General features: G+C 60.5%; 19 protein-coding genes. 12 read left to right on the top strand and 7 right to left on the bottom strand.

Annotated features, from left to right (window positions below):
* Positions 1-139: 139 nt before the first annotated feature.
* From PS14A_RS17785 to PS14A_RS17765, 5 genes are all read left to right on the top strand, one after another.
* Positions 140-1,579, top strand: a complete 1,440-nt coding sequence (locus PS14A_RS17785; RefSeq protein WP_024013893.1) for a PLP-dependent aminotransferase family protein — start codon at positions 140-142, stop codon at positions 1,577-1,579.
* 78 nt (positions 1,580-1,657) lie between these two features.
* On the top strand, positions 1,658-2,131 hold the full coding sequence (locus PS14A_RS17780) for a translation initiation factor 2 (RefSeq protein ID WP_130911907.1): 474 nt from the start codon (positions 1,658-1,660) through the stop codon (positions 2,129-2,131).
* Positions 2,132-2,294: 163 nt separating this feature from the next.
* The gene (locus tag PS14A_RS17775) at positions 2,295-2,549 is read left to right on the top strand and encodes a YkgJ family cysteine cluster protein (RefSeq protein WP_016770949.1); all 255 of its coding nucleotides are present in this window, start codon (positions 2,295-2,297) and stop codon (positions 2,547-2,549) included.
* 40 nt (positions 2,550-2,589) lie between these two features.
* Positions 2,590-3,195, top strand: a complete 606-nt coding sequence (locus tag PS14A_RS17770) for an START domain-containing protein (protein ID WP_212616872.1) — start codon at positions 2,590-2,592, stop codon at positions 3,193-3,195.
* 314 nt (positions 3,196-3,509) lie between these two features.
* Positions 3,510-5,603 carry an LTA synthase family protein gene (locus PS14A_RS17765; RefSeq protein ID WP_212616871.1) on the top strand — a complete coding sequence of 698 codons (2,094 nt, stop codon included), beginning with the start codon at positions 3,510-3,512 and terminating at the stop codon, positions 5,601-5,603.
* Positions 5,604-5,680: 77 nt separating this feature from the next.
* On the opposite strand, the gene PS14A_RS17760 is transcribed toward PS14A_RS17765, so the two are convergent.
* Positions 5,681-5,833, bottom strand: coding sequence for a DUF3309 family protein (locus PS14A_RS17760; protein WP_003183939.1), 153 nt, complete (start codon positions 5,831-5,833; stop codon positions 5,681-5,683).
* Between the two features lie 331 nt (positions 5,834-6,164).
* On the opposite strand from PS14A_RS17760, the gene PS14A_RS17755 reads away from it, so the two are divergent.
* The 3 genes from PS14A_RS17755 to csrA all read left to right on the top strand — a co-directional run bounded on the left by PS14A_RS17755 (position 6,165) and on the right by csrA (position 7,695).
* Positions 6,165-6,980, top strand: a complete 816-nt coding sequence (locus PS14A_RS17755; protein WP_101156344.1) for an SDR family oxidoreductase — start codon at positions 6,165-6,167, stop codon at positions 6,978-6,980.
* A 64-nt stretch (positions 6,981-7,044) separates the two neighbouring features.
* Positions 7,045-7,377 (top strand): YnfA family protein, encoded by a 333-nt coding sequence (locus PS14A_RS17750; RefSeq protein WP_137213867.1) that lies wholly within the window; start codon positions 7,045-7,047, stop codon positions 7,375-7,377.
* Positions 7,378-7,509: 132 nt separating this feature from the next.
* Positions 7,510-7,695 (top strand): carbon storage regulator CsrA, encoded by a 186-nt coding sequence (csrA, locus tag PS14A_RS17745; RefSeq protein ID WP_024013891.1) that lies wholly within the window; start codon positions 7,510-7,512, stop codon positions 7,693-7,695.
* Between the two features lie 4 nt (positions 7,696-7,699).
* Here csrA and PS14A_RS17740 read toward each other — a convergent pair whose 3' ends face one another.
* The 4 genes from PS14A_RS17740 to PS14A_RS17725 form a co-directional block, all read right to left on the bottom strand.
* Complete coding sequence (locus PS14A_RS17740; protein ID WP_003172962.1) at positions 7,700-7,927, bottom strand: YheU family protein; 228 nt, start codon at positions 7,925-7,927, stop codon at positions 7,700-7,702.
* 169 nt (positions 7,928-8,096) lie between these two features.
* Positions 8,097-9,287 (bottom strand): osmoprotectant NAGGN system M42 family peptidase, encoded by a 1,191-nt coding sequence (locus tag PS14A_RS17735; protein WP_130911912.1) that lies wholly within the window; start codon positions 9,285-9,287, stop codon positions 8,097-8,099.
* 160 nt (positions 9,288-9,447) lie between these two features.
* Positions 9,448-11,196: an N-acetylglutaminylglutamine synthetase gene (gene ngg, locus PS14A_RS17730; RefSeq protein ID WP_212616870.1), complete on the bottom strand. Its 1,749-nt coding sequence runs from the start codon at positions 11,194-11,196 to the stop codon at positions 9,448-9,450.
* 3 nt (positions 11,197-11,199) lie between these two features.
* Complete coding sequence (locus PS14A_RS17725; protein ID WP_130911914.1) at positions 11,200-12,972, bottom strand: N-acetylglutaminylglutamine amidotransferase; 1,773 nt, start codon at positions 12,970-12,972, stop codon at positions 11,200-11,202.
* A 363-nt stretch (positions 12,973-13,335) separates the two neighbouring features.
* Between PS14A_RS17725 and PS14A_RS17720 the strand changes: the two genes are divergently transcribed.
* Entirely contained in the window at positions 13,336-18,168 is a 4,833-nt protein-coding gene (locus PS14A_RS17720; RefSeq protein ID WP_212616869.1) for an NEL-type E3 ubiquitin ligase domain-containing protein, read from the top strand.
* 3 nt (positions 18,169-18,171) lie between these two features.
* On the opposite strand, the gene mnmC is transcribed toward PS14A_RS17720, so the two are convergent.
* On the bottom strand, positions 18,172-20,151 hold the full coding sequence (mnmC, locus tag PS14A_RS17715; protein WP_212616868.1) for a bifunctional tRNA (5-methylaminomethyl-2-thiouridine)(34)-methyltransferase MnmD/FAD-dependent 5-carboxymethylaminomethyl-2-thiouridine(34) oxidoreductase MnmC: 1,980 nt from the start codon (positions 20,149-20,151) through the stop codon (positions 18,172-18,174).
* A gap of 227 nt (positions 20,152-20,378) precedes the next feature.
* On the opposite strand from mnmC, the gene pap reads away from it, so the two are divergent.
* Positions 20,379-21,893: a polyphosphate:AMP phosphotransferase gene (gene pap, locus PS14A_RS17710; protein WP_016770941.1), complete on the top strand. Its 1,515-nt coding sequence runs from the start codon at positions 20,379-20,381 to the stop codon at positions 21,891-21,893.
* 103 nt (positions 21,894-21,996) lie between these two features.
* A complete protein-coding gene (locus PS14A_RS17705) occupies positions 21,997-23,181 on the top strand; it encodes a thiolase family protein (protein ID WP_130911917.1) in 1,185 nt (394 codons plus the stop codon).
* A 103-nt stretch (positions 23,182-23,284) separates the two neighbouring features.
* Here the strand turns inward: PS14A_RS17705 and PS14A_RS17700 are convergent, their stop codons facing one another.
* On the bottom strand, positions 23,285-23,476 hold the full coding sequence (locus PS14A_RS17700) for a DUF6316 family protein (protein ID WP_133339493.1): 192 nt from the start codon (positions 23,474-23,476) through the stop codon (positions 23,285-23,287).
* A 208-nt stretch (positions 23,477-23,684) separates the two neighbouring features.
* Between PS14A_RS17700 and PS14A_RS17695 the strand changes: the two genes are divergently transcribed.
* Positions 23,685-24,644 carry a DMT family transporter gene (locus tag PS14A_RS17695; protein WP_212616867.1) on the top strand — a complete coding sequence of 320 codons (960 nt, stop codon included), beginning with the start codon at positions 23,685-23,687 and terminating at the stop codon, positions 24,642-24,644.
* Positions 24,645-24,704: the final 60 nt, after the last annotated feature.

The following is a 24,704-nucleotide window of genomic DNA, read 5'->3' as shown; positions in this document are numbered from 1 at the left end:
TGCCGCGCAAAACCGTACAGATGGGGCAGACACCGCACTGTACGGTCGAGTAATCTGGCAACTGTCCCAGTACACTTCTAAACTGTTCCGGTATTGTTTCAGACAAGAATAAAACGCCCGTGAAATCGAGTGCTGCGTCATGACCAATCTCTTGCTCTACCAACGTATTGCTCAGCAACTGGCCGAAGACATCCGCCGTGGTGTTTATCAACCGGGGGAGCGCGTGCCTTCGGTGCGCAAGATGAGTTCGCAGCTCAACGTCAGCCATGCGACGGTTCTGCAGGCTTACGCCAATCTCGAAGATCAGGGCCTGATTCGCGCCCGTCCGCAATCGGGTTATTACGTCCACCAGACCCCGGCGCTGACCGCGCCGACGCCGGACATCGCCCGGGTCGAGCGGCCGGGGCTGGTCACCCGCAGCAGCATCATTCAACAGGTATTGGTCGAATCGCGCCGCGAAGGCGTGTTTCCGCTGGGCGCTGCGGTGCCGAGTGTCGATTATCTGCCGGTGCGCGCGCTGCATCAGCAATTGGCCAAGGTCACCCGGTTCCACAGCCCTCGGGCGTTCAGCTACATGTTCAGCCCCGGTTTCGAACCGCTGCGCCGGCAAGTGGCGATTCGCATGCGTGACGCTGGCGTGGTGGTCGATCCATCGGAAGTGGTGATCACCCACGGCTGTGTCGACGCTTTACAGATGTCGTTGCGCGTGCTGACCCGGCCGGGCGATCTGATTGCTGCCGAATCGCCGACTTATTACGGCCTGCTGCAACTGGCCGATCTGCTCGGCCTGAAAGTCATCGAAATCCCCAGTGACCCCGCCACTGGCATGAGTCTGGAAGCCTTGCAACTGGCCGCCAACCAATGGTCGATCAAGGCGCTGGTGCTGACCACGCGCCTGAGCAATCCCCTCGGCGGGACCATGCCGGAAGAGCGGCAGAAACAGTTGCTGCGGCTGGCCTCGGATTTCGACATTCAGATTGTCGAAGACGATATCTACGGCGAACTGATGTTCGAACAGGGCCGTACCAAGGCACTGAAGGCCTACGATCGTCTGGATCGGGTGATCTACTGCTCGAGCTTCTCCAAAACCTTGTCACCGGGTGTGCGCATCGGCTGGATGATCGCCGGCAAGTATCAGCAGGAGATCCAGCGCCTGCAAACCTTCAGTACCCATTCGGCGTGTAGCGTCACGCAGATGGCGATTGCCGCGTATCTGGAAAACGGCGGTTATGACCGGCATTTACGCTACATCCGCCAGGAATATCGGAAAAACCTCAGTGCGTTTCAGCTGGCGGTCCAGCAGCACTTCCCCGAGGGCACGCAAATGTCCCGGCCCACGGGCGGTTTTATCCTCTGGGTGAGTTTGCCGGGGCGGGTCAACACCCAGGAATTGCATGTTCGCGCGCTGCAACAAGGCATCAGCATCGCGCCGGGGCTGATCTTCAGTAATACCGAGCAGTTCAACCACTGTATCCGCCTCAATTGCGGCATTCCGTGGAACCGCGAGGCGGAGCGGGCGCTGATGACGCTGGGCCTGTTGGCCACCCAACTGTGTCAGGAAACCGCTGGCGGATTCTGAACGAGCAGGGAGGTGATGCTTGTCATGTGACGCACAACAGGCGAGCATGTGGCCCTCTGCCGTTAGTTCGTTGGGTCCATGAAAGCGATTGTTCCTGCCGCGTGGGTATTGCTGGGTTTGCTGATGGTCGGTCAGGCACCGGGTGTCCTGGCGGCCGCAGCCCAGGAAAAACCGGCAGCGACGAGTACGGCGAACAAAGCAGCCAAGTCCGCGACTCCCGCAAAAAAAGCTCAGGCGAAAAAAAACGCCACGGTGAAGAAGCGCCGCCCGGTGGCTTCGAAATCGAAATCCGCCAGCGAAGTAGCGAAGACCAAATTGCCGTCGGCAAAACTCGATCTCAGCCTGCCCAAGGATATGGTTGAAGAGTTGAAGCCCGAGGGCGCCGTGGAGCTGCCCAAGCGCGAGGCGATCCTGCCGCAGATGTTTGGCGAGAAAGACAACGGCTTCCAGCTCAACGGCCGCTTGCTCAGCAACGAAATGCAGCTGCAACTGCGCAACGAAGCACGGCGCGATGTCGAAGGCGCGGCGCTGGATTTCGAATTCAAGCAATAGATGCAGCACTCTGCAACGCGCAGAGCAGACGCTTCGTCGGAGACTGCCCGGTCACTTTTACTTATCGTTGAAAAGCCGCTCGTAGCAATTTGAAACAGTCGTTTTAGCGGGTACTCTGTTTCCCGTCTCTTTACACATCGCCCGTCGCGAGGATCTGTTCGTCATGAAATGCCGCGAAGGCTGTGGCGCTTGCTGCATTGCCCCCTCCATCAGTTCGCCGATCCCCGGCATGCCCGATGGCAAACCCGCCGGCGAACGTTGCGTGCAACTGTCGGTCGATAATCTGTGCAGCATTTTCGGCCGTCCGGAACGTCCGGCTGTGTGCTCGGGCTTCGCTGCGGATGTCGAGGTGTGCGGCAGCAGTTCGGAAGAAGCGATCAGATTGATCGGCTGGTGGGAGCAGATGACGGCGGCGTGATGTGTTCACCAACGGAACTTCAACAATAAGGAATAACACTATGGGTTCGCTGCACCGTATCGCTGTGTTGTGTGGTCTGACTGCCGTACTTGCCACTTCGGTCGCCCACGCGGAAGACTGGAAAGTGGCCAAGAACGAAGACGGCATCAAGGTTTCCCTGAGCGAAATACCCGGTTCGGACTACAAGTCCTACCAAGGCGTCGCGCTGATGAAAACCACCGTTGCCAAACTGCGCGCCTTGCAGGAAGACGTCTCTGGCGCCTGCGCCTGGATTCACGAGTGCAAGAGCCAGAAACTGCTCAAGCACGAAGGCGATCTGAGCTGGACCTATTCGCAATTCAACACGCCATGGCCGGTGACCCCGCGTGATTCGGTGCTGAAGATCACCACTATTGAAGGCGCCGATGGCAGCCTGACCCGTAATCTTGAAGGTGTGCCGACCTACCTGCCGGAAGAAAAAGGTTTCGTCCGGGTCCAGCAAGTCAAAGGCTTCTGGAAGTTCGTGCCGAAAGGCGATCAGGTTGAAGTAACTTATCAAGTGCACACCGAGCCGGGTGGCAGCGTGCCGGCCATGGTCGCCAACAAGTTTGTTGTCGATGCGCCATTCAATACCCTGAAAGCGCTGAAACAACGCGCCGAGAAATAACCTTCACGCTCTAAGCAAAACGCCCCGACCGGTTCGGGGCGTTTTGTTTTGTCTCTAAATTGTATTTCCAGATATTCGTTGCACGAAATTTTCACAAAGTCTCCAAGACAATCCGCCCGCACTTGTTGCCTGCCATAGTGCCGCCAGCCCTTTGCATGAAAGTCTCGAAGAGCAAGGCAGTATTCAATGGCAATGGTGTGAACGATCGTGCAACATTTGCGCACCGCGCACGCCCCGGGGTCTGGAATGACCAATAGAGGGCCTGGCGCCGCTGTATTTTTGCAACTTCAACTTCCAATGGGTCCTAAAACGACATGGCAAACCCGGACGCCCTGAATCAGCAGCGATCTTCTGCTCGCCTGCTGCAACCGACCGTCAAATCGCATCTGGCCTACACGCTTTTGTGCGCACTGGTCATGATGGTCATGTTTTCCGCGCTGCGCCTTGCGCTGCTGGTCTACAACCGCGAGATGATCCTCGACACGCCGGCAGCGACCTTCCTCGAAGCGTTCGTCAACGGTCTGCGTTTCGACCTGCGCCTGGTGGTGTACCTGTGCATTCCACTGGTGCTGGCGCTGTTCAGTGCCCGGGCCATGGCCGCGCGCGGTTTCTTCCGCCTGTGGCTGACCATCGCATCGAGCATCGCCCTGTTCCTCGGCCTGATGGAGATGGACTTCTACCGCGAGTTCCACCAGCGCCTCAACGGTCTGGTATTCCAGTACGTGAAGGAAGACCCGAAAACCGTGATGAGCATGCTCTGGTACGGCTTTCCGGTGGTGCGCTACCTGCTGGCGTGGGTGATCGGCACCGTGATCCTGACACTTGCCTTTAAAGGCGCTGACCGTGCCACCCGCCCGCGCGGCCCTTTCAGCGGTGGCAGCGTCGGCACCCGTCAGATCGCGCCGTGGTACACCCGTCTCGCGGTGTTCGTGGTCTGCCTGTTGATCTGTGTGGTTGCCGCCCGTGGCACCCTGCGTCAAGGCCCGCCGATGCGCTGGGGTGACGTGTACACGACTGATTCCAACTTCGCCAACCAGCTCGGTCTCAACGCCACGCTGTCGCTGATCGAAGCCGCCAAGTCGCGCATGGGCGAGGATCGCGACAATATCTGGAAGGCCACGCTGCCGCAGGAACAGGCGCAGAAAATCGTCCGTGACATGCTGCTCATGCCTGACGACAAACTGGTCGACGCCGATATTGCCGCCGTGCGCCGTGATTACACGCCGCCAGCCGACAAGACCCTGCCGATCAAGAACGTCGTCGTGATCCTGATGGAAAGCATGGCCGGTCACTCGGTTGGCGTCTTGGGTGCTCCGGGCAACATCACGCCTTACCTGGACAAGCTGTCCAAGGAAGGCCTGCTGTTCGACCGTTTCTTCTCCAACGGCACCCACACCCACCAGGGCATGTTCGCGACCATGGCCTGCTTCCCGAACCTGCCTGGCTTCGAATACCTGATGCAGACCCCGGAAGGCAGCCACAAGCTGTCCGGCCTGCCGCAGGTGCTCAGTGCCCGCGACTACGACGACGTGTACGTCTACAACGGCGATTTCGCCTGGGACAACCAGTCGGGCTTCTTCAGCAACCAGGGCATGACCAACTTCGTTGGCCGCAACGACTTCGTCAATCCGGTGTTCTCCGATCCGACCTGGGGCGTTTCCGACCAGGACATGTTCGATCGTGGCCTGCAGGAACTGAAGGCGCGGGAAAACGGCAAGCCGTTCTACGCGCTGCTGCAAACCCTGTCCAATCACACGCCGTACGCCTTGCCGACGCCGTTGCCGGTCGAGCGTGTCACTGACCGTGGCAGCCTCAACGAACACCTGACCGCCATGCGCTACTCCGACTGGGCGCTCGGCCAGTTCTTCGAGAAGGCGCGCAAAGAGAAGTACTTCAACGAAACCCTGTTCGTCATCGTCGGCGACCACGGCTTCGGCAACGAGCGCCAGATCACCGAAATGGACCTGGGGCGCTTCAACGTGCCGATGCTCATGATCGCCCCGGGCATTCAGCAGAAGTTCGGTGCCCGTGACCACACCGTGGGCACGCAGATCGACATCGTGCCGACCATCATGGGCCGTCTCGGTGGTGAAGTGCGTCACCAGTGCTGGGGTCGTGACCTGCTCAACCTGCCGCAGGGCGACACCGGTTTCGGTGTGATCAAGCCATCGGGCAGCGAGCAGACCACGGCCATCGTCACCGCCGACCAGATTCTGGTGCTGCCGCGTGACAAGGACATGGGGCCGAAAATCTGGCAATACCAACTCGGTGCCAACCCGCACGCCGAAGTTGTGCCGGACGCGCCGCGTACTGCCGAACTCAGACTCAAACTTGAAGCGTTCCTGCAAACCGCGACCAAGAGCCTGCTCGACAATACCGCCGGTGTGATTCACGGCACGCCAGACTGATGCCGGGCTAACAAAAAGTTCACCTAATAAAAAAGAGGCCCTTGAACAAGGGCCTCTTTTTTTACAGCTTCAAATCGTCATATCTTGCCGAGTAGCAACAGCACCAGCAGCACGACCAACACCACGCCGATAATGCCCGACGGGCCATAACCCCAACTTCTGGAGTGCGGGAAGACCGGCAGACCACCGATCAGCAACAGGATCAGGATGATGATTAGAATTGTGCCCATGGGTGATTTCCTTGTTCAGAGTCTGGAAGAGTCTTGATGCTCAGTGGGCAGCTGGAGAGCAACTAAATACCAGCCGGCTTACATGTTCCGACTTGCGTAAGTGAAAAATAATTCAATGTTTTTTTAATGTATTTGGATTGCTCGGTTATTTCCTTTCCAGCAAAAAGATCGCAGCCTCGTTGCACTCGTCAGCTCCTACAGGGGAGCAACCGGAAAACGATGACGGCAGTAATCTTTTGATCCTCCATTCAGCAACTGGATGGAGCGTGGGCGAACGAAGTTCCTTCGCTACACTCGGCGCATCTCTCCCGGAACAACAAGGCTGTCCGCTATGCAAAATCGCATGATGATCACTGGTGCAGGCTCAGGCCTGGGTCGCGAAATCGCCCTGCGCTGGGCCCGTGAAGGCTGGCGGCTGGCCTTGTCCGATGTCAGTGAGCCCGGCCTGCAGGAAACCCTGAAGCTGGTGCGCGAGGCGGGCGGTGACGGTTTCATCCAGCGCTGTGACGTGCGCGATTACAGCCAGCTGACCGCATTCGCCCAGGCTTGCGAGGAGAAGCTCGGCGGCATCGACATCATCGTCAACAATGCCGGGGTCGCCTCGGGCGGATTCTTCAGCGAGTTGTCGCTGGAAGACTGGGACTGGCAGATCGCGATCAATCTGATGGGTGTGGTCAAGGGCTGCAAGGCGTTCCTGCCGCTGCTGGAACAAAGCAAGGGCAAGATCATCAACATCGCCTCTATGGCCGCGTTGATGCAAGGCCCGGCGATGAGCAACTACAACGTGGCCAAGGCCGGTGTGGTGGCGTTGTCGGAAAGTCTGCTGATCGAACTGGCGCAGCAGGAAGTGGCGGTGCATGTGGTTTGCCCGTCCTTCTTCCAGACCAACTTGCTCGACTCTTTCCGCGGCCCGACGCCGGCAATGAAAGCCCAGGTTGGCAAGTTGCTGGAAAGTTCGCCGATCAGTGCAGCCGACATCGCTGACTACATCTATCAGCAAGTCGCCGCTGGCGAGTTCATGATCCTGCCCCACGAACAAGGGCGCATGGCCTGGGCGCTGAAACAGAAGAATCCGCAACTGCTCTACAACGAAATGACTTCCATGGCCGAGAAAATGCGCGCCAAGGCCAAACAAAACAACGCTTGATCTTGTTCGATGCCCGCCGCGTCGTTAGGGTGGCCGCCAACGGTCACCCTGTCGAGATGCCTCCATGCTCAATTACTTGTGGTTCTTCCTTGCGGCGCTGTTTGAAATCGCCGGCTGTTTTGCGTTCTACATGTGGCTGCGCCAGGGCAAGAGTGCTTTGTGGGTGATACCCGCGTTGCTCAGCCTGACCCTGTTCGCGCTATTACTGACCCGTGTTGAAGCGGCCTACGCCGGGCGCGCATACGCGGCGTATGGCGGGATCTACATCGTTGCTTCGATTGGCTGGCTGGCGGTGGTCGAGCGGGTGCGTCCGCTGGGCTCGGACTGGATCGGCATGGCGCTGTGCTTGGTTGGTGCCAGCATCATTCTGTTCGGGCCGCGCTTTTCCGCCGCCTGATTTTCTGTGCGAAGCGTCTGACAGCTGCGGGCGTGGGTGCGTGTAGGGCAAGACTGATTTGCTCGTCGTGCATTGTGCAGCCGCTGTAAGCCGCGCATCTTCAGGGTTTGCCAGTCCTGAAGGATGAATCCCATGCTTGTACTCAGCCGTGTGGTCGGTGAGTTGATTTCAATCGGAGACGACATCACCCTGCGTGTTCTGTCGGTCAACGGCTCCAGCGTGCGCTTCGGCGTCGAGGCGCCAAAGAAAGTCCATGTGCACCGCGCCGAGGTCTATGACCGGATCAAGCGCAAGGAGGCCGCAGCGAAGGCTGGCTGACGGTTCAGTCGAACAGGTGCTTGGGTACGTCGTGCTTGAGCATCAGCTGGCACTGTTCGCTTTCCGGGTCGAACACGATCAGGGCCTGGCCCTTGGTCAATGCCTGGCGTACGCGCAGGACGCGGGTTTCCAGCGGGGTGTCATCGCCGTTGTCGGTACCGTCGCGGGTGACGAAGTCCTCGATCAGGCGGGTAAGGGTGTCGACTTCAAGCGCGTCGTGGGGAATGAGCATGGGCACCTCGGTCAAATCAATGTCGGGATGCTACGGGGATTGGGTTTTGTCTGCCAGTTCTGTATCGGTCTTGCCGGCCCATTCGCGAGCAGGCTCGCTCCCACATTTGAAATGCGATCTCTGTGGGAGCGAGCCTGCTCGCGAAGGCGGTTATCTGTTCACCGAAGGCTCAACTGTCAGAACGCTGCCCCACCAGACTGTCCACCGGCGGCACGCGGGTTTCGCTTTCCATTTGCGTGTCATGCTCGATCTGATGGCTGAAGCGATCCAGTGAAGCATTGGCCGGCGCCGCATCGCTGGCGAACACCGGCGGGCTCAGAATGTACGCGCCGAGCAAGCGACTGAGCGCCGCCAGGCTGTCGATGTGCGTGCGTTCGTAGCCGTGGGTGGCATCGCAGCCGAAAGCGAGCAGGGCAGTGCGGATGTCGTGGCCGGCGGTGACCGCCGAGTGCGCATCGCTGAAGTAATAGCGGAACATGTCACGGCGCACCGGCAATTCGTTTTCATCAGCCAGACGCAACAGATGCCGCGACAGGTGATAGTCATACGGCCCGCCCGAATCCTGCATCGCCACGCTCACGGCGTGTTCGCTCGAGTGCTGGCCGGGGGCGACCGGTGCGATGTCGATGCCGACAAACTCGCTGACGTCCCACGGCAATGCCGCCGCTGCACCGCTTCCGGTCTCTTCGGTGATGGTGAACAGCGGATGGCAATCGATGTTCAATTCCTGGCCGCTGTCGACAATCGCCTTCAGAGCAGCGAGCAATGCTGCAACACCGGCCTTGTCGTCGAGGTGGCGGGCGCTGATATGGCCGCTTTCGGTGAACTCCGGCAGCGGATCGAACGCCACCACGTCACCGACATGAATGCCCAGCGATTCGCAATCGGCCTTGGTCGCGCAGTAGGCGTCCAGACGCAGCTCGACATGGTCCCAACTGATCGGCATTTCATCGACCTGGGTGTTGAAGGCGTGCCCGGACGCCATCAGCGGCAACACGCTGCCGCGAATCACCCCGGTGTCGGTAAACAGGCTGACCCGGCTGCCCTCGGCAAAGCGGCTCGACCAGCAACCGACCGGGGCGAGGGTCAGGCGACCGTTGTCTTTCACCGCACGCACGGCGGCGCCGATGGTGTCCAGGTGCGCAGACACGGCGCGGTCAGGGCTGCTCTTTTTGCCCTTCAACGTCGCGCGAATGGTGCCGCGCCGGGTCATTTCAAACGGAATGCCCAGCTCTTCGAGACGCTCGGCGACGTAGCGCACGATGGTGTCGGTGAACCCGGTAGGGCTGGGAATGGCGAGCATTTCCAGCAGGACTTTTTGCAGGTAAGCCAGATCCGGTTCAGGGATTTGTGTGGTCATGGAAACTCCTGATGGGTTGAGCACATCGATGGTTTCGATGAGGAAAATTGGTGGTGACGTTCAGGGCCTCTTCGCGAGCAGGCTCGCTCCCACATTTGGAATGCATTCACCCTGTGGGAGCTAGCCTGCTCGCGAAGGCGTCAGTAGAGGCGTTTCATAATCACGAAACAGCCGGCTGACTATGCGGAAACAACAGATCGACAAAGCGTTCTGCCGTCGGCTGCGGTTCGTGGTTGGCGAGGCCGGCGCGTTCGTTGGCTTCGATGAACACGTACTCGGGCTGATCCGCCGCCGGCACCATCAGATCGAGCCCGACCATTGGAATGTCCAGCGCGCGCGCCGCACGCACTGCCGCGTCGACCAGGGTCGGATGAAGAATGTCGGTCACATCTTCCAGCGTCCCGCCGGTGTGCAGATTGGCGGTGCGCCGCACGAACAGATGCTCGCCGGCCGGCAGGATGCTGCTGTAGTCATAGCCGGCCGCATGCAGCGTGCGTTGGGTTTCGTGGTCCAGCGGAATCTTGCTTTCGCCACTGGTGGCGGCTTGCCGGCGGCGGCTCTGCGCTTCGATCAGCGCACCAATGGAATGCTGACCATCGCCCACCACTTCGGCGGGCTTGCGAATCGCCGCCGCGACCACTTCAAAACCGATCACCACAATGCGCAGATCGAGACCTTCGTGGAAGCTTTCCAACAGCACGCGACTGTCGAACTGCTTGGCGGTTTCGATGGCCTTCTGCACTTCTTCGATGGTGCGCAGATCCACCGCGACGCCATGGCCCTGTTCACCGTCGAGGGGTTTGACCACCACCCGTTGGTGTTCATCGAGGAAGGCCAGGTTGTCGTCGGCATTGCCCGCCAGTTGCTGCGCTGGCAGTTTCAGGCCGGCGGCCTTGAGAACCTTGTGGGTCAGGCTTTTGTCCTGGCACAAAGTCATGCTGATGGCGCTGGTCAGATCGCTCAGCGACTCGCGGCAGCGCACGCGACGGCCGCCATGGCTGAGGGTGAACAGCCCGGCGTCGGCGTCATCCACTTGCACGTCGATGCCGCGTCGATGCGCTTCTTCGACGATGATCCGCGCGTAAGGATTGAAATTCGCCTCCGGGCCCGGGCCGAGGAACAGCGGCTGGTTGATGCCATTCTTGCGCTTGATGGCGAAGGTCGGCAGGTTGCGAAAACCCAGTTTGGCGTAGAGGTTTTTCGCCTGACGATTGTCGTGCAGCACCGACAGATCCAGATAAGCCAGACCGCGACTCATGAAGTGCTCGACCAGATGTCGCACCAGCACTTCACCGACGCCCGGCCGCGAACAATGCGGGTCGACCGCCAGGCACCACAGGCTGCTGCCGTGTTCCGGGTCGTTGAAGGCTTTTTGATGATTGAGACCCATGACACTGCCGATCACCGCGCCGCTGTCCTCGTCTTCCGCCAGCCAGTACACCGGGCCGCCCTGATGATGCGGGGTGAGCAGCTCCGGATCGATCGGCAACATGCCGCGGGCCTGGTACAAACGGTTGATGCCCTGCCAGTCGGTTTCGCTCTGCGCGCGACGAATGCGGAAGCCGCGAAACACCCGCGTGGCCTGCCGGTAATCGCTGAACCACAGGCGCAGAGTGTCGGATGGATCGAGAAACAGCTGCGTCGGCTCCAGGCCGAGAATCTGCTGCGGTGCGGCGACGTACAGCGCGATATCGCGTTCGCCGGGCTGCTCGTTGAGCAGATCCTGCGCCAGCGACGCCGGGTCGGGAAAGGTGTGACCGATCAGCAGCCGGCCCCAACCGCAATGCACAGCAATCGGGGCGCTGGCAGGCTCGCTGCCGTCTTCGGCCAGGCGCGCCTGCAAACGTTCATACGAGGGGGCCTGACCACGCAACAGGCGTTGGTTGATGGACGTGGCATGGGGTTTCATCAATCAGATTCCTTGTTCACTGAGCCACAGGTTCAGGGCCGCCAGTTGCCACAGTTTCGAGCCGCGCAACGGGGTCAGTTGGCCTTGCGGATCAGTCAGAAGCTTGTCGAGCATGGACGGGTTGAAGAGGCCGCGATCCTGGCTCGGATCCAGCAGCAGCTCGCGCACCCAGTTGAGCGTGTCGCCCTGCAAGTGCTTGAGACCCGGCACCGGGAAGTAGCCTTTCTTGCGGTCGATCACTTCGCTTGGAATGACCCGGCGCGCAGCTTCTTTGAGCACTTGTTTGCCACCATCGGGCAGCTTGAATTGACCTGGCACACGGGCTGACAGCTCGACCAATCGATAGTCGAGAAACGGCGTACGCGCTTCCAGGCCCCAGGCCATGGTCATGTTATCGACGCGTTTGACCGGGTCATCGACCAGCATCACCGTGCTGTCCAGGCGCAGCGCCTTGTCCACGGCAGCATCGGCGCCGGGCTGGGCAAAGTGCTGTTTGACGAAGTCGCCGGCGGCATCGTGGTCGACCAGCCATTTCGGCTGTACCGTCGCCGCGTAGTCGTCATAGCTGCGATCGAAGAACGCATCGCGATAAGCCGCATAAGGATCCGCCGCACCGTCCACTTGCGGATACCAGTGGTAACCGGCAAACAGTTCGTCCGCGCCTTGGCCGCTCTGCACCACTTTGCAGTGCTTGGCCACTTCGCGGGACAACAGATAGAACGCGATGCAGTCGTGGCTGACCATCGGCTCGCTCATCGCCCGGAACGCGGCGGGCAGTTGCTCGATGATTTCTTTCTCGTCGATGCGCAACTGATGGTGGCGAGTGCCGTAGTGTTTGGCGATCAGGTCCGAATACTGGAATTCGTCGCCGCGCTCGCCGCCAGCATCCTGGAAACCGATGGAGAAGGTCGACAGATTCTCTACGCCGACTTCGCGCAACAGGCCGACGAGCATGCTCGAATCGACACCGCCCGAAAGCAACACACCGACATCCACTGCCGCACGCTGACGGATCGCCACCGCTTCGCGAGTGCTGTCGAGGACGCGATCAACCCAGTCTTCCAGATTGAGGTTTTTCTCGTCTTCATTCGGGCCGTAGGGCAGGGTCCACCAGGTTTTCTGCTCGGTGCGGCCATCGGCTTCAACGCGCATCCAGGTGGCCGGCGGCAGTTTTTCGATACCGGCCAGCAACGTGCGCGGCGCAGGTACGACCGCGTGGAAATTCAGATAGTGATTGAGCGCAACCGGATCGAGGATCGGGTTGATGTCGCCACCCTTGAGCAGCGCCGGTAGTGCCGAGGCAAAGCGCAGGCGTTGGCCAGTGCGCGACAGGTACAGCGGCTTCACGCCGAGACGGTCACGGGCGATGAACAGGCGCTGGGCATCGCGCTCCCAAATGGCGAAGGCGAACATGCCGTTGAGTTTCGGCAGCAGTGCCTCGCCCCAGGCGTGATAACCCTTGAGCAGCACTTCGGTGTCGCCGCCGGAGTAGAAGGCGTAACCCAGTGCTTCAAGCTCTGCGCGCAGTTCCGGGAAGTTGTAGATCGCACCGTTGAACGCCAGGGACAGGCCCAGCTGGCTGTCGATCATCGGCTGCGCCGAGCCGTCCGACAGGTCCATGATTTTCAGGCGTCGATGGCCCAGGGCAATCGGCCCTTGGGCATGGAAGCCCCACGCGTCAGGGCCGCGAGGGGCCAGGTGATGGGTGATTCTCTCGATCGCTGCAAGGTCTGCAGGTTGTTGATCAAAACGTAACTCGCCAGCTAATCCGCACATAAAGTCCTTACCGGTTTTTCCGTTGGGGAAGGTCAAGCCGTACCGCGCGAAAAGTGCGGGTACTCAGAAACTGACCTGTCACGGTAGGGGGAGTTTTAGATCGATAAGTTATAAGGCGCCGTGGCAGCACCGTGCCGTAACGCTATCAGCCTTGATGCAGAGCCGGAATTGCTCATCACGCCGTTACGCTTTTTTTGAATAAGCCCATTGGGACGTGGGCGTCTCGCGCGGGTGGTACAGGGCTATTTTATCGATGACAAAAAGTGCTTGATCGGCCTCGTTTCTGTGCAGGAATTTGAACTGTTATTGGCTGCCCGGCACCGTTAGGGTCAAGGCTTCAAACCGCAATAAAGGACTATTGCCATGCTCACCCAAGACAAGAAAAAACCACAGGTTCAAGCCTCGACCCTGAGCATCTTGTTCGACGCTACCGGCGACCTCGACGTCGCTGAAGCCCTGGAAAAAAGCCTGCCGGCGCATTTGCTCAAGGCTTCGCCCGCCGAACTGGCCAGGCTCGATGAACTCAATCGTGAGCTGCACAGCAAGCAACTCAAGGTCGACAAGGATCTGGCCGGGCTCAAACCGTTGCACAGTTTCTGTATCAGCGAGCTCGACAGCGCGCTGAGCAAGAAATGGCCGGCGCTCTATGACGTCGGCCTCGATGTGCTCAGTCTTCCAGGCGTCGATTGTGGCTGCGAGGCGACCGCGACCGATCACGCCGACATCGACCTGGTCAAGCACGCCTCGCAGACTCTGTTGCAGGCAGCGATGCAGAACTTCACCGAAGACGAGGAGCAGGCCGACGGCTTTCCCGCTGGCAGTCTGGTGCGCATCAACAGTGTGCCTGACGGCGTGAAGGAGCTGACTCCGGCAGCGTTTGCCGCGTTTTGTCGCGAGCTCGATCTGGGCAAAAAATACCAGGAACATTTCCAGAAAGTGTTCGGCCTGCACGATGAAAACGGCAAGGTTGTGGCAACCAGTACCATGACCCGCGATATCGCTGCATTAAAGCAATCGCTGCTGGAACTGGACGCTCATCTGGCCGCGCTCAAGGGCGATATCACCGCGGCAGGTTTGCGCATGCTGCAGGATCTGATGCTGGCCGAGGGCGTGGCATCGGCGCAAAACCTGCGCTACGACAAAGACCCGATGATCATGCAGGGCATCAAGGTCCTCGACAGCTGCGTGTGGGGCGTTGTGGTGTTTTCCAAGCGCTCCGTGCAACAGTATCCGGAGGACGGATGCATGGTGTATATGCCCGGCGAGCCGCAGCGAGCGGTGTATGAATACCCGAGTTTCAACGCGTTCAAGCGCCACCTCGCCGAACAGCTCAAAGCCAGCGATTATCAGGATTACTTTGTCCGCAGCCTTGATGAAGATGACAAGGCTGACTTCTTCAAGGCCCTCGCTGAAAAACCTGATCTTGGGTTCGTCGAACAGTGGCCGATCAACGTGCCGCTGTTCGATTTCATGGTGCAAAGCCATGTCGGCAAGTTGCAGATCGATGCGCGCAAGCTGGCGGTGCCCACCGCTGATATCGATGAAGAAGTGCGCCAGAAACGCCTGTTGGACTTCCTCCAGCGGGGAGTGGCGGTGGCGTCGGTCGCGGGATTGTTCGTGCCCGTGCTTGGCCAGTTGATGATGGGCGTCGCGGTGGGCCAGTTGCTCGGTGAGGTTTACGAAGGTGTCGAGGACTGGCGGCGTGGCGATCACCAGCAGGCGCTGTCACATCTGCTCAGTGTGGTGGAGAACATCGCGCTGATGGGCGTGTTCGCCGGTGGGCAAAAAGCGCTGGGAGCACTGGGGAGCAAATTGCTGCGTTCACATCCGCAGTTCTTCGGGCAATTCGCCGCCATTCTCAATCGAGCCGGCAAGCCGCGCCTGTGGAAACCCGACCTCGCCCCGTATGAACATTCTCTGCCCGCCGGCTTCAGCATCGAAGCCAGCTCCAAGGAGTTCTACCAGGTTGGCCGCAAGACCGTCGGTCGCGTCGACCATCGTGTGTTCGCCGGTGACTTCGATCCCGATACCCAGCGCTGGCGTCTGGAACACGCCGAACGCGCGCAAGCCTATGCGCCCGAGCTGAACCGCCACGTCGAAGGGGGCTGGCGGCTGCCTGCCGAAGACCCCGAGCAATGGAGCAGTATCGCCTACCTCCTCAAGCGCATCGACCCGCACTTGAGCGAATTCGTTGACGCCGATCTGGACATGATGCGCCGGCTCAGCGGCACTTCGCAGCAGACCTTGCTCGATACCTTCAACGACAATCTGAGCTTGCCGGTACGTCTGCGCGATACGGTCGAGCGCGTGCGCATCGAGCGCAAGCTGCGTGAGCTGATCACGCAACTGGAAAGCGGCGAGGTCCACTCCGAGCAACCTCTGGAGGAGCAGATGCATGCCTTGACGAAACTGCCAGGCTGGCCGACTGACCGATACATAGAGATCATTGGTCATGAGGGCGACGTCGAAACAACCTGGCCTGCGAACAGCCAGCTCGACGATACGCTGGGTGTGCCGGTCACCCGCAACCAGTTGGCCTTGGGGCGATTGCTGCCAACCGTCATCGATGGCCTCTACCAGCATGAAGTCGATGCGCTGCTCGGTGGCAATGTCGCGAAAAGCACGCAGACATCCGCGCTGGCGAAAAAGCTCGGCGCTGCGCTCAAGGCCGATCATCGTGCAGCATTCGAGCGCATGTACCAGCGCTATGACCAGAGTGACGCGCAGGATCTGCGCAAACTGCGCGAGGCCTTTGCCGGCATTCCCGCGCGCCACGGGCAACGGCTGATTGACCGCGCGCGGAGTACCGAACGCGTGTACTTGAGTTCGACCGGGCGGGTGCCTTTGCGGCTCGGGCAGCAAACCAGGCAAGAACTCGCCAGGGTTCGGCTCGATCGCGCACTGACTGGCTTGCACTGGCCCGGGCTTGCCAACGCCGACACTGACGCACTGGCTATCCGCTTGCTGCCTCGCCTGAGCGGCTGGGACAGCCAACTGCGCCTGGAACTGCGGGACAAGACGCTCACAGGGCCGATTCTGGAGGCCATCGGCGATATGACTGCGACCACCGACAATACCTGCTCGCTGGTCAAGACTGCGCAGGGTTATGAAGCCTTCGACGGTGCGGGAGTATTACGGGCAAAAGTGGCCTCGGCGCCCGACGGGCTCTACACGGCGATTCTCAAGGCACTGCCGCCGCGACAGCGTTCCGCCGCCGGATTTGCCGATTCTGCGAGCACCGATGCGCAACGCTTACGCAGCAAGCTGCTCGATGTTGCACTGGACGAGCGCGACGCTACGGCGCGGACAATGCTGGGTGAGCGGAGCGCACGGCTGGCCGTCGAACCTGAGTGTGTTCAGGGTGACGAGGATGTCGTGACGGCTCACCCCTGGGGCTTGCTGCGTAAGATGCGCAAACTTTATCCGCGCCTGAGCAAAGCGCAGCTCGCGCAATTGCTCGACGGTCTGGGCGATGATCCATTGAGCCGGGCGCTCAAGGTCAAAGAACTGCGCAAGCATTTGAAGACCTTACGCAACGTGTTGTCTGACTGGAGCGACGACACCGCTGCCCTGCAAACCGTGGGCACTGACCTGGCACAAGCACGGCGCAGCCGCAAATTGGCCGCGGAGCTGATCGAGGAAGCGTTCAGACGATTCGAATGGGTCGAGAGTGAGGATGAGGCGGGTAAGTCACTCTGCACGCTCAAACTCGATAATATGCGTGTCGGCAAATTACCGGCGTTACCCGCGCAATTGAATTTCGATCACGTCCAGCAATTGTCGATGAGGAACATGGCCGTGAAGGATGACGTTGCCCACTTCCTTGAATCGTTCAAACAGCTGACGTCACTGGAACTCGACAAGAACAGCATTACTCAGCTTCCGGAGGTGATCTCGCACATGCCCCAACTGCGGCGCTTGAGTCTGGCCAACAATCAACTCCAATTGACCGAGCAGACTCTGGCGAAGCTGAACCGGTTGCACACGCTGCGCTACTTCAATCTGTCCTATAACCCGTTGGGCGCCACGCCGAGTGTCAGGGGAATGTCCGGGTTGCGCCGTTTGATGCTGCGCGATACCGGAATCACCGAGCTGCCCGACGGCCTCAACAATCTTCACGATATCGAATGGATGGATCTGCGCGAAAACAGAATGCGCGAGCTGCCGGAGTGGTTGTTCCAGACATCGCGCCAATTCGCCAGGGCGATCAACATGGCGAGAAACCCGTTTTCGGAAACCGCCAAGACCCATCTGCAGAACTATCGCAACAACTCCGGCATCGGCATGGGGTATGCGGAAGACGATATCGGTCGGTTGAACGAACAGCAGGCCCGTTCGCTCTGGTTTACCGAAACCGGCGGCGAGGAATGGGCGAAAAAGACGCGAATCTGGACGGCGTTCGCCGAAGATTTTCGCGCTGAAGGCCTGTTTCACTTGCTCGCCCAGTTGGGCGATACCGCTGATGCGGCGCACAGCAGCGCAGACATGACGCGGCGCGTCTGGACTGTTCTGGAAGCGGCAGACGCTGATAGCGTTCTGTGTGATCAATTGCTGAATCTGGCTGCCAGCCCCATCAACTGTACGGACAGTGCGGCGATGAATTTCAGTCATCTGGAAGTTGCCGTCGAGGTCGATCGGGTGACCCACGCTGCCAATGGGGGCAAGGTCACCGCCGGCGCCTTGCTGAAGCTGGGCCGCAGCTTGTTCCGCTTGGAAAAAATCAACGAAATTGCCCGGGAGCACCACAGCAGGCTTCCGACTGTCGAACACCTGGAAATGAACCTGGCCTATCGCGTCGGCCTTGCCGAAGAACTCGACCTGCCCGGCCAGCCGCGACACATGCGATACCTCGATAACAGCAAAGTCACTGCAGCCGACCTGCAACTGGCCAAGAGCAAGATCTACAGCGCCGAACTTTCTCCCGAGTGGCTGAAGTTCATGTTGCGTCAAACTTTCTGGTGCGACCACCTGAAACAGACGTTTCCAAGTCAATTCGACGAGGTCTATGAGACGTACGCACCACGCATGACCGAGCTGGATGAGCAGAAAGAGACGCTTTCCTCGGCCGATTACACCAGCCAGGGTAAAGCTATCGCGCTTGAACGAGAGCAGGCTGATGCAAAGCTGATTGAACGGCTGACCGACGATGCGATACGTCAGGTCGAACTCGGTATCTGCGCCAAACCCGACACATAAGCATCACTTGCCGCGAATCAGCTGACGTAATGCGAAACGGTTGGGATGGCAGGCTTCGGCGACGCTGCGTGGCAACGGCAGCGGCTCGTTATCCAGCCACGCGGCGAGCAGTTCGCCGGACAGCGGCGCGGTGATCAGCCCGCGAGAACCGTGGCCGCTGTTGACGTACAGGCCATCGAGCCAAGGGCAGGCGATGTCCGGCACTTGCCGGGCGTCCTTGCTCAACGCTGCGTAGGTTTGATTGAAGTTTTGCAAATCAGCGAGCGGACCGACAATCGGCAGGTAATCGGGGCTGGTGCAGCGGAAGGCGGCGCGGCCCTCAAGATTCTCCAGTGGCTGCTCGTTGATGTTGAGGCGGGTCAGCAGGTCGCTGGAAATTTCTTCGAGCATCGCCAGATTGCCTTGGTGCTCGGCAGTCGTGGGCGTCAGGTCGTCGCTGTTGAAGTCGAAACTCGCGCCCAGGGTGTGCTCGCCCAGACGCGCCGGGGCGACGTAGCCCTCGGCGCACACCACGGTGGCCAGCGCACGACTGTCTGCGGTTTCAGGCAGACGCGTGATCTGCCCGCGAATGCGCTTGAGCGGCAATTCGGCACTCTGGGCAAAACGTTTGATTTCGGCAGCACCGGCCAGGATCACCACCGGCGCACTGGCGAGCAAACGCTCGCCGTCGAACGCTTGCCAATGGTCAGCGACTTTGCGCAGTGCCAAAGCTTCTTGATGGCTGAGCAATTCAATGTTGGCGTGCATCGCCTGGGCCCGACACAGTGCCGGCGGATGCACCCAGCCACCCTCGGGGTAGAACAAGCCGCCATGAGCCACGCCGACACCGGCGCGAGCCTGCGCTTGCGGCTGTTCCAGCCACTGCAAGAGATCTTCGGGAAACGCAGCCGCCAGTTGCGCGTGGCGCTCGGCTTCCTTGGCATTGAACGCCAGTTGCAGCACACCGCAGTCATCCCAGTCGCTGCCGCGTTGCAGGCTTTCCAGCAGGCGCCGGGTGTAACCGAAGCCACTGACGATCAACTGCGACAACGCCGTGCCATGGGCGGACAACTTGAGATAGAGCACGCCTTGCGGATTCCCCGAAGCTTCCTGCGCCACCGACGCGTGACGCTCGAGCAGACTCACCTGCCAGCCGCGCGCCGCCAGACTCGACGCCGTCGCGCAGCCGGCCAGGCCCGCGCCGATCACCAGCGCCCGGCGCTCACCGCGCAACGGAGCAGGGCGGGCGAACCAGGGTTTCGCCGGTATTGGCGCCGCCACCTCGGCGGGCCAGCCGAGAAATTCGCCACGCAGGATTTCCCACTTGTGGCCGATGCCCGGTGTGCGCTTCATCTTGAACCCGGCAGCGTTGAGCAAACGGCGGACCCAACCGGTGCTGGTGAAGGTGCTGATGGTCGATCCCGGCGCGGCGAGGCGCGCCAGTTCGACGAACAGCTCGGCAGTCCACATGTCCGGATTTTTCGCCGGGGCGAAACCATCGAGGAACCACGCGTCGATCTGTGCATCGAGTTGCGGCAGTTGCTCCAGCGCATCGCCGATCAGCAAGGTCAGCGTCACTCGACCTTCGGCCAGAGTGATGCGCTGAAAACCTTGATGAATCGCCACGTACTGTTTGAGCAACTGATCGGCCAATGGCTTGAGTTGCGGCCACAGCGCCAAGGCCCGACGCAGATCCGCAGGCGCCAGCGGGTACTTTTCCACACTGACAAAATGCAGGCGTGCGCCGGCCACTGCGTGCTGTTCGAACAGCTGCCAGGCACAGAGAAAATTCAGCCCGGTGCCGAAGCCGGTTTCGCCAATGACCAGCCGTCCATCGGCCGGCAGCGCAGCGAAACGCTCGGCCAGACGGTTCTGTTCAAGAAACACGTAACGGGTTTCCTCCAGCCCTGACTGATCGGAAAAATACACGTCATCGAACACCCGCGAACGTGGGCGTCCGTGGTCGTCCCAGTCGAGTTGGGCGTGGGGCATTTCGGCTTTCATGGCAGGCTCGGCAAACACAAGGCGGCCATTCTAGCTGATCACGCGCGAGCTGCCTGATCCAGCACAAGACGGGATTTGGGCGTGTCAGGGAAAATTTCAAAAGATCGCAGCCTTCGGCAGCTCCTACAGGGAAACGCATTGCAAATGTAGGAGCTGCCGAAGGCTGCGATCTGTTCAGGTGCTGCAATCATCCGCTAGTCTTGCTGAACCCTGGAAGGAGCCGTCCCATGTTTGAATCCGCTGAAATCGGTCACGCCATCGACAAAGACACTTACGAGGCGGCGGTCCCTGCGCTGCGTGAAGCCTTGCTGGAAGCGCAGTTCGAGTTGCAGCAGCAGAAGCGCTTTCCGGTGATCATCCTGATCAACGGCATCGAAGGGGCGGGCAAGGGCGAGACGGTCAAGCTGCTCAACGAATGGATGGACCCGCGCCTGATCGAAGTGCGCACCTTCGACCAACAAACCGATGAAGAACTGGCGCGGCCACCGGCGTGGCGCTACTGGCGGATGCTGCCGGCCAAGGGGCGGATGGGCGTGTTCTTCGGCAACTGGTACAGCCAGATGCTCCAGGGGCGGGTGCATGGGTTGTTCAAGGATCCGCGTCTGGACCAGGCCATCGCCGGCGCTGAGCGTCTGGAAAAGATGCTCTGCGATGAAGGCGCGCTGATCTTCAAGTTCTGGTTTCACCTGTCCAAGAAGCAAATGAAAGCGCGGCTCAAATCGCTGGCCGACGACCCACTGCACAGCTGGCGCATCAGTCCGCTGGACTGGCAGCAGTCGCAGACCTACGACAAGTTCGTCAAATACGGCGAGCGCGTGCTGCGCCGTACCAGTCGCGATTACGCGCCGTGGCATGTCATCGAAGGCGTCGATGCCAATTACCGCAGCCTGGCGGTGGGCAAGATTCTCCTCGAAGGCCTGCAAAGTGCGCTCAAGCGCGCCGACGTCAATCCCCACGAAGTCAGTGCCGCGCCGCTGGGCACGCCGGTCGATCAGTTGAACCTGCTCGACAGCCTTGACCTGACCCAGCGTCTGGACAAGAAAGACTATGAAGAACAACTGATCACCGAACAGGCGCGTCTGTCCGGGCTGATGCGCGACAAACGCATGCGCCGCCATGCGCTGGTGGCGGTATTCGAGGGTAACGACGCGGCGGGCAAGGGCGGGGCGATTCGCCGCGTGGCAGCGGCGCTCGATCCGCGTCAGTACAGCATCGTGCCGATCGCCGCGCCCACCGAAGAAGAGCGCGCGCAACCGTACCTGTGGCGGTTCTGGCGGCACCTTCCGGCGCGGGGCAAATTCACCGTGTTCGACCGCTCCTGGTACGGGCGGGTGCTGGTCGAGCGGATCGAAGGCTTCTGCACCCCGGCCGACTGGCTGCGCGCCTACGGCGAAATCAATGACTTCGAAGAGCAACTGGCCGATGCCGGCGTCATCGTGGTCAAGTTCTGGCTGGCCATCGACAAGGACACGCAGATGGAACGCTTTCAGGAGCGCGAAGAGATTTCCTTCAAGCGCTTCAAGATCACCGAAGACGACTGGCGCAACCGCGAAAAGTGGGACGACTATCGCCGGGCGGTCGGCGACATGGTCGATCGCACCAGCACCGAGATCGCGCCGTGGACGCTGGTCGAGGCCAACGACAAACGCTGGGCGCGGGTGAAAGTGTTGCGCACGATCAACCGCGCGCTGGAAGACGCGTTCGAGAAATCCGACAAGAAGGCCAAAAAGCACAAGGACTGAAGCGATGGCCGCGCATACGCCGGGTGAATGATCCTCGCGGTCGGCAAGAAGGTGGACTTATGCTCAGGTTCACTCTCAACCGACAACAACAATGAGGTATGCCATGCGTGAAGTGGTGATCGTCGACAGCGTGCGGACCGGCCTGGCCAAATCCTTTCGCGGCAAGTTCAACCAGACCCGCCCCGATGACATGGCGGCCCACTGCGTCAATGCCCTGCTGACCCGCAACGATATCGACCCGGCCAGCGTCGAGGACTGCATCGTCGGCGCCGGCTCCAACGAGGGCGCGCAGGGCTACAACATTGGCCGCAATGTCGCGGTACTGTCGCGCCTGGGCACCGGCACCGCCGGCATGACCCTCAACCGTTTCTGCTCGTCGGGTTTGCAGGCGATTGCGATTGCCGCCAACCAGATCGCCTCCGGTTGCAGCGACATCATCGTCGCCGGCGGCGTCGAGTCGATCAGCCTGACCCTGAAGAGCGTCAACACCGATCATCTGATCAACCCGCTGCTCAAGCAACAGACTCCCGGCATCTACTACACCATGGGCCAGACCGCCGAAGTGGTGGCGCGCCGTTACGGTGTCAGCCGCGAGGCGCAGGATCGTTATGCGCTGCAAAGTCAGCTGCGCACGGCCCAGGCCCAGGCTGCGGGTTTGTTCGATGATGAAATCGTGCCGATGGCGGTGAAATACCGGGTCGAGGACAAGAACAGTGGCGACGTACAAATTGTCGACGGCGTGGTCGAGCGCGACGACTGCAACCGCCCGGACACCACCTACGAAAGCCTTGCCGGTTTGAAACCGGTGTTCGCCGACGACGGTTCGGTGACGGCGGGCAATTCATCGCAGCTGTCCGACGGTGCGTCGATGACACTGGTCATGAGTCTGGACAAAGCGCTGGAGCTGGGGCTCAAGCCGAAGGCGTTTTTCCGTGGCTTCACCGTGGCCGGTTGCGAGCCGGACGAAATGGGCATCGGCCCGGTGTTCTCGGTGCCGAAACTGCTCAAGGCCAAGGGCCTGCAAGTGGCGGATATCGATCTGTGGGAATTGAACGAGGCGTTCGCTTCGCAGTGCCTGTACAGCCGCGACCGGCTGGAGATCGACAACGACAAATACAACGTCAATGGCGGCTCGATTTCCATCGGCCACCCGTTCGGCATGACCGGCTCGCGCCAGGTCGGGCATCTGATTCGGGAATTGCAGCGGCGCAATTTGCGTTACGGCATCGTCACCATGTGCGTGGGTGGCGGGATGGGGGCGAGTGGGTTGTTTGAGGCGGTGCGCTAAAGGATTGGTTGCCTGTTCAGGCCCCTTCGCGAGCAGGCTCGCTCCCACAGGTGATCGCATTCCCCTGTGAGAGCGAGCCTGCTCGCGAAGGCAGCGCCACGGTTCAGCGGCTGGAATCCTGCCGCTGCATCCGCGCTATATAAGCCTGAATCTCCCGCTCGATCACCTGACCGTCATACGGCCCTTCAAGGGTATTTTCCCGGGTGCTGAAATACAGCTCGCCATTGACCCGACACACGCGGTCGCTGCGAAAACGGGTGGCGGGGGCGCTGTCCTCGGCGCGCATGGCGTACATGTCGGTCTCCCTGATATGCGTTGAAAAGTCTGCAATCAGCTTATGCCTGAAGCACTTGGCGCGCCTGCCCGGCCGATCAACGGCGGCGCGCCGGTTTACTGCTGCGACCTGCACAGTTTCATTCGCGGCCTGCCGGCAACTGTCCCTGTGTTGTGCGCAGCCGGACGCCTAGAATGAGTGCTCTTGTCAGCAGGCTTTTGGGGTTCGCATGCACATTTCATCGGGGCGCTGGGTGTACGGACTGTTCCTGGCGCTGCTGACCGCGTTTCTGTGGGGCATCCTGCCGATCAAGCTCAAACAGGTATTGCAGGTGATGGACCCGGTCACGGTGACCTGGTTTCGCCTGATGGTGTCCGGTGGCTGCCTGTTCATCTATCTGGCGTCGGTCAAGCGCCTGCCAAGTCGCAGGGTGCTCGGGCCGAAGGGTGGCTGGCTGGTGCTGATGGCGGTACTGGGGCTGGTCGGCAATTACGTGTTGTACCTGATGGGCCTCAACCTGCTCAGCCCCGGCACCGCGCAATTGGTGGTGCAAATGGGCCCGATCATGCTGCTGATCGCCAGTCTGTTCGTGTTCAAGGAACGCTTCAGCATCGGCCAGGGCATCGGCTTGCTGGTGCTGCTGATCGGTTTCGGACTGTTCTTCAATCAGCGCCTGGCCGAGCTGCTGACTTCGCTGTCCGACTACACCGCCGGCGTGCTCTTGGTGCTGCTGGCGTCGACGGTCTGGACCTTCTATGCGCTGGGCCAGAAGCAATTGCTCACGGTGTGGAATTCGCTACAGGTGATGATGGTGATCTACCTGTTCTGCGCGCTGCTGCTGACGCCGTGGGTGCATCCGCTGGAAGCGCTGAACCTGAGCCCGCTGCAGGGCTGGCTGCTGTTGGCGTGCTGCATGAACACCTTGATCGCCTACGGCGCATTCGCCGAAGCACTGGCGCACTGGGAAGCATCGCGAGTTAGCGCAACATTGGCAATCACGCCGCTGGTGACGTTTGTGGCGGTGGCGATAGCGGCGCGGATCTGGCCGGACTACGTGCATGCCGAGCAGATCAATGCGCTGGGCTACGGCGGGGCGGTGCTGGTGGTGCTGGGTTCGGCGCTGGTGGCGTTGGGGCCGTCGTTGATTGCCGGGCTCAGGGCGCGGCGGGCCAGGGTTGTGCCTGGCTGACGATCGGCGGCGCCTGAATTCGCGAGCAGGCTCGCTCCCACATTTGAGCGCATTTCCAGC

Source organism: Pseudomonas sp. 14A (assembly GCF_018132745.1).
Classification (GTDB): domain Bacteria; phylum Pseudomonadota; class Gammaproteobacteria; order Pseudomonadales; family Pseudomonadaceae; genus Aquipseudomonas; species Aquipseudomonas mercuritolerans.
This window is presented reverse-complemented; position numbering and strand designations above follow the sequence as displayed.

Coding starts and splice junctions, on each gene's coding strand:
- PS14A_RS17750 (WP_137213867.1), top strand. CDS start 7,045: ATGCTCAATTACTTGTGGTTCTTCCTTGCGGCGCTGTTTGAAATCGCC.
- csrA (WP_024013891.1), top strand. CDS start 7,510: ATGCTTGTACTCAGCCGTGTGGTCGGTGAGTTGATTTCAATCGGAGAC.
- PS14A_RS17770 (WP_212616872.1), top strand. CDS start 2,590: ATGGGTTCGCTGCACCGTATCGCTGTGTTGTGTGGTCTGACTGCCGTA.
- PS14A_RS17735 (WP_130911912.1), bottom strand. CDS start 9,287: ATGACCACACAAATCCCTGAACCGGATCTGGCTTACCTGCAAAAAGTC.
- PS14A_RS17700 (WP_133339493.1), bottom strand. CDS start 23,476: ATGTACGCCATGCGCGCCGAGGACAGCGCCCCCGCCACCCGTTTTCGC.
- PS14A_RS17765 (WP_212616871.1), top strand. CDS start 3,510: ATGGCAAACCCGGACGCCCTGAATCAGCAGCGATCTTCTGCTCGCCTG.
- PS14A_RS17775 (WP_016770949.1), top strand. CDS start 2,295: ATGAAATGCCGCGAAGGCTGTGGCGCTTGCTGCATTGCCCCCTCCATC.
- mnmC (WP_212616868.1), bottom strand. CDS start 20,151: ATGAAAGCCGAAATGCCCCACGCCCAACTCGACTGGGACGACCACGGA.
- pap (WP_016770941.1), top strand. CDS start 20,379: ATGTTTGAATCCGCTGAAATCGGTCACGCCATCGACAAAGACACTTAC.
- PS14A_RS17740 (WP_003172962.1), bottom strand. CDS start 7,927: ATGCTCATTCCCCACGACGCGCTTGAAGTCGACACCCTTACCCGCCTG.
- PS14A_RS17725 (WP_130911914.1), bottom strand. CDS start 12,972: ATGTGCGGATTAGCTGGCGAGTTACGTTTTGATCAACAACCTGCAGAC.
- PS14A_RS17785 (WP_024013893.1), top strand. CDS start 140: ATGACCAATCTCTTGCTCTACCAACGTATTGCTCAGCAACTGGCCGAA.
- PS14A_RS17760 (WP_003183939.1), bottom strand. CDS start 5,833: ATGGGCACAATTCTAATCATCATCCTGATCCTGTTGCTGATCGGTGGT.
- PS14A_RS17695 (WP_212616867.1), top strand. CDS start 23,685: ATGCACATTTCATCGGGGCGCTGGGTGTACGGACTGTTCCTGGCGCTG.
- ngg (WP_212616870.1), bottom strand. CDS start 11,196: ATGAAACCCCATGCCACGTCCATCAACCAACGCCTGTTGCGTGGTCAG.
- PS14A_RS17720 (WP_212616869.1), top strand. CDS start 13,336: ATGCTCACCCAAGACAAGAAAAAACCACAGGTTCAAGCCTCGACCCTG.
- PS14A_RS17705 (WP_130911917.1), top strand. CDS start 21,997: ATGCGTGAAGTGGTGATCGTCGACAGCGTGCGGACCGGCCTGGCCAAA.
- PS14A_RS17780 (WP_130911907.1), top strand. CDS start 1,658: ATGAAAGCGATTGTTCCTGCCGCGTGGGTATTGCTGGGTTTGCTGATG.
- PS14A_RS17755 (WP_101156344.1), top strand. CDS start 6,165: ATGCAAAATCGCATGATGATCACTGGTGCAGGCTCAGGCCTGGGTCGC.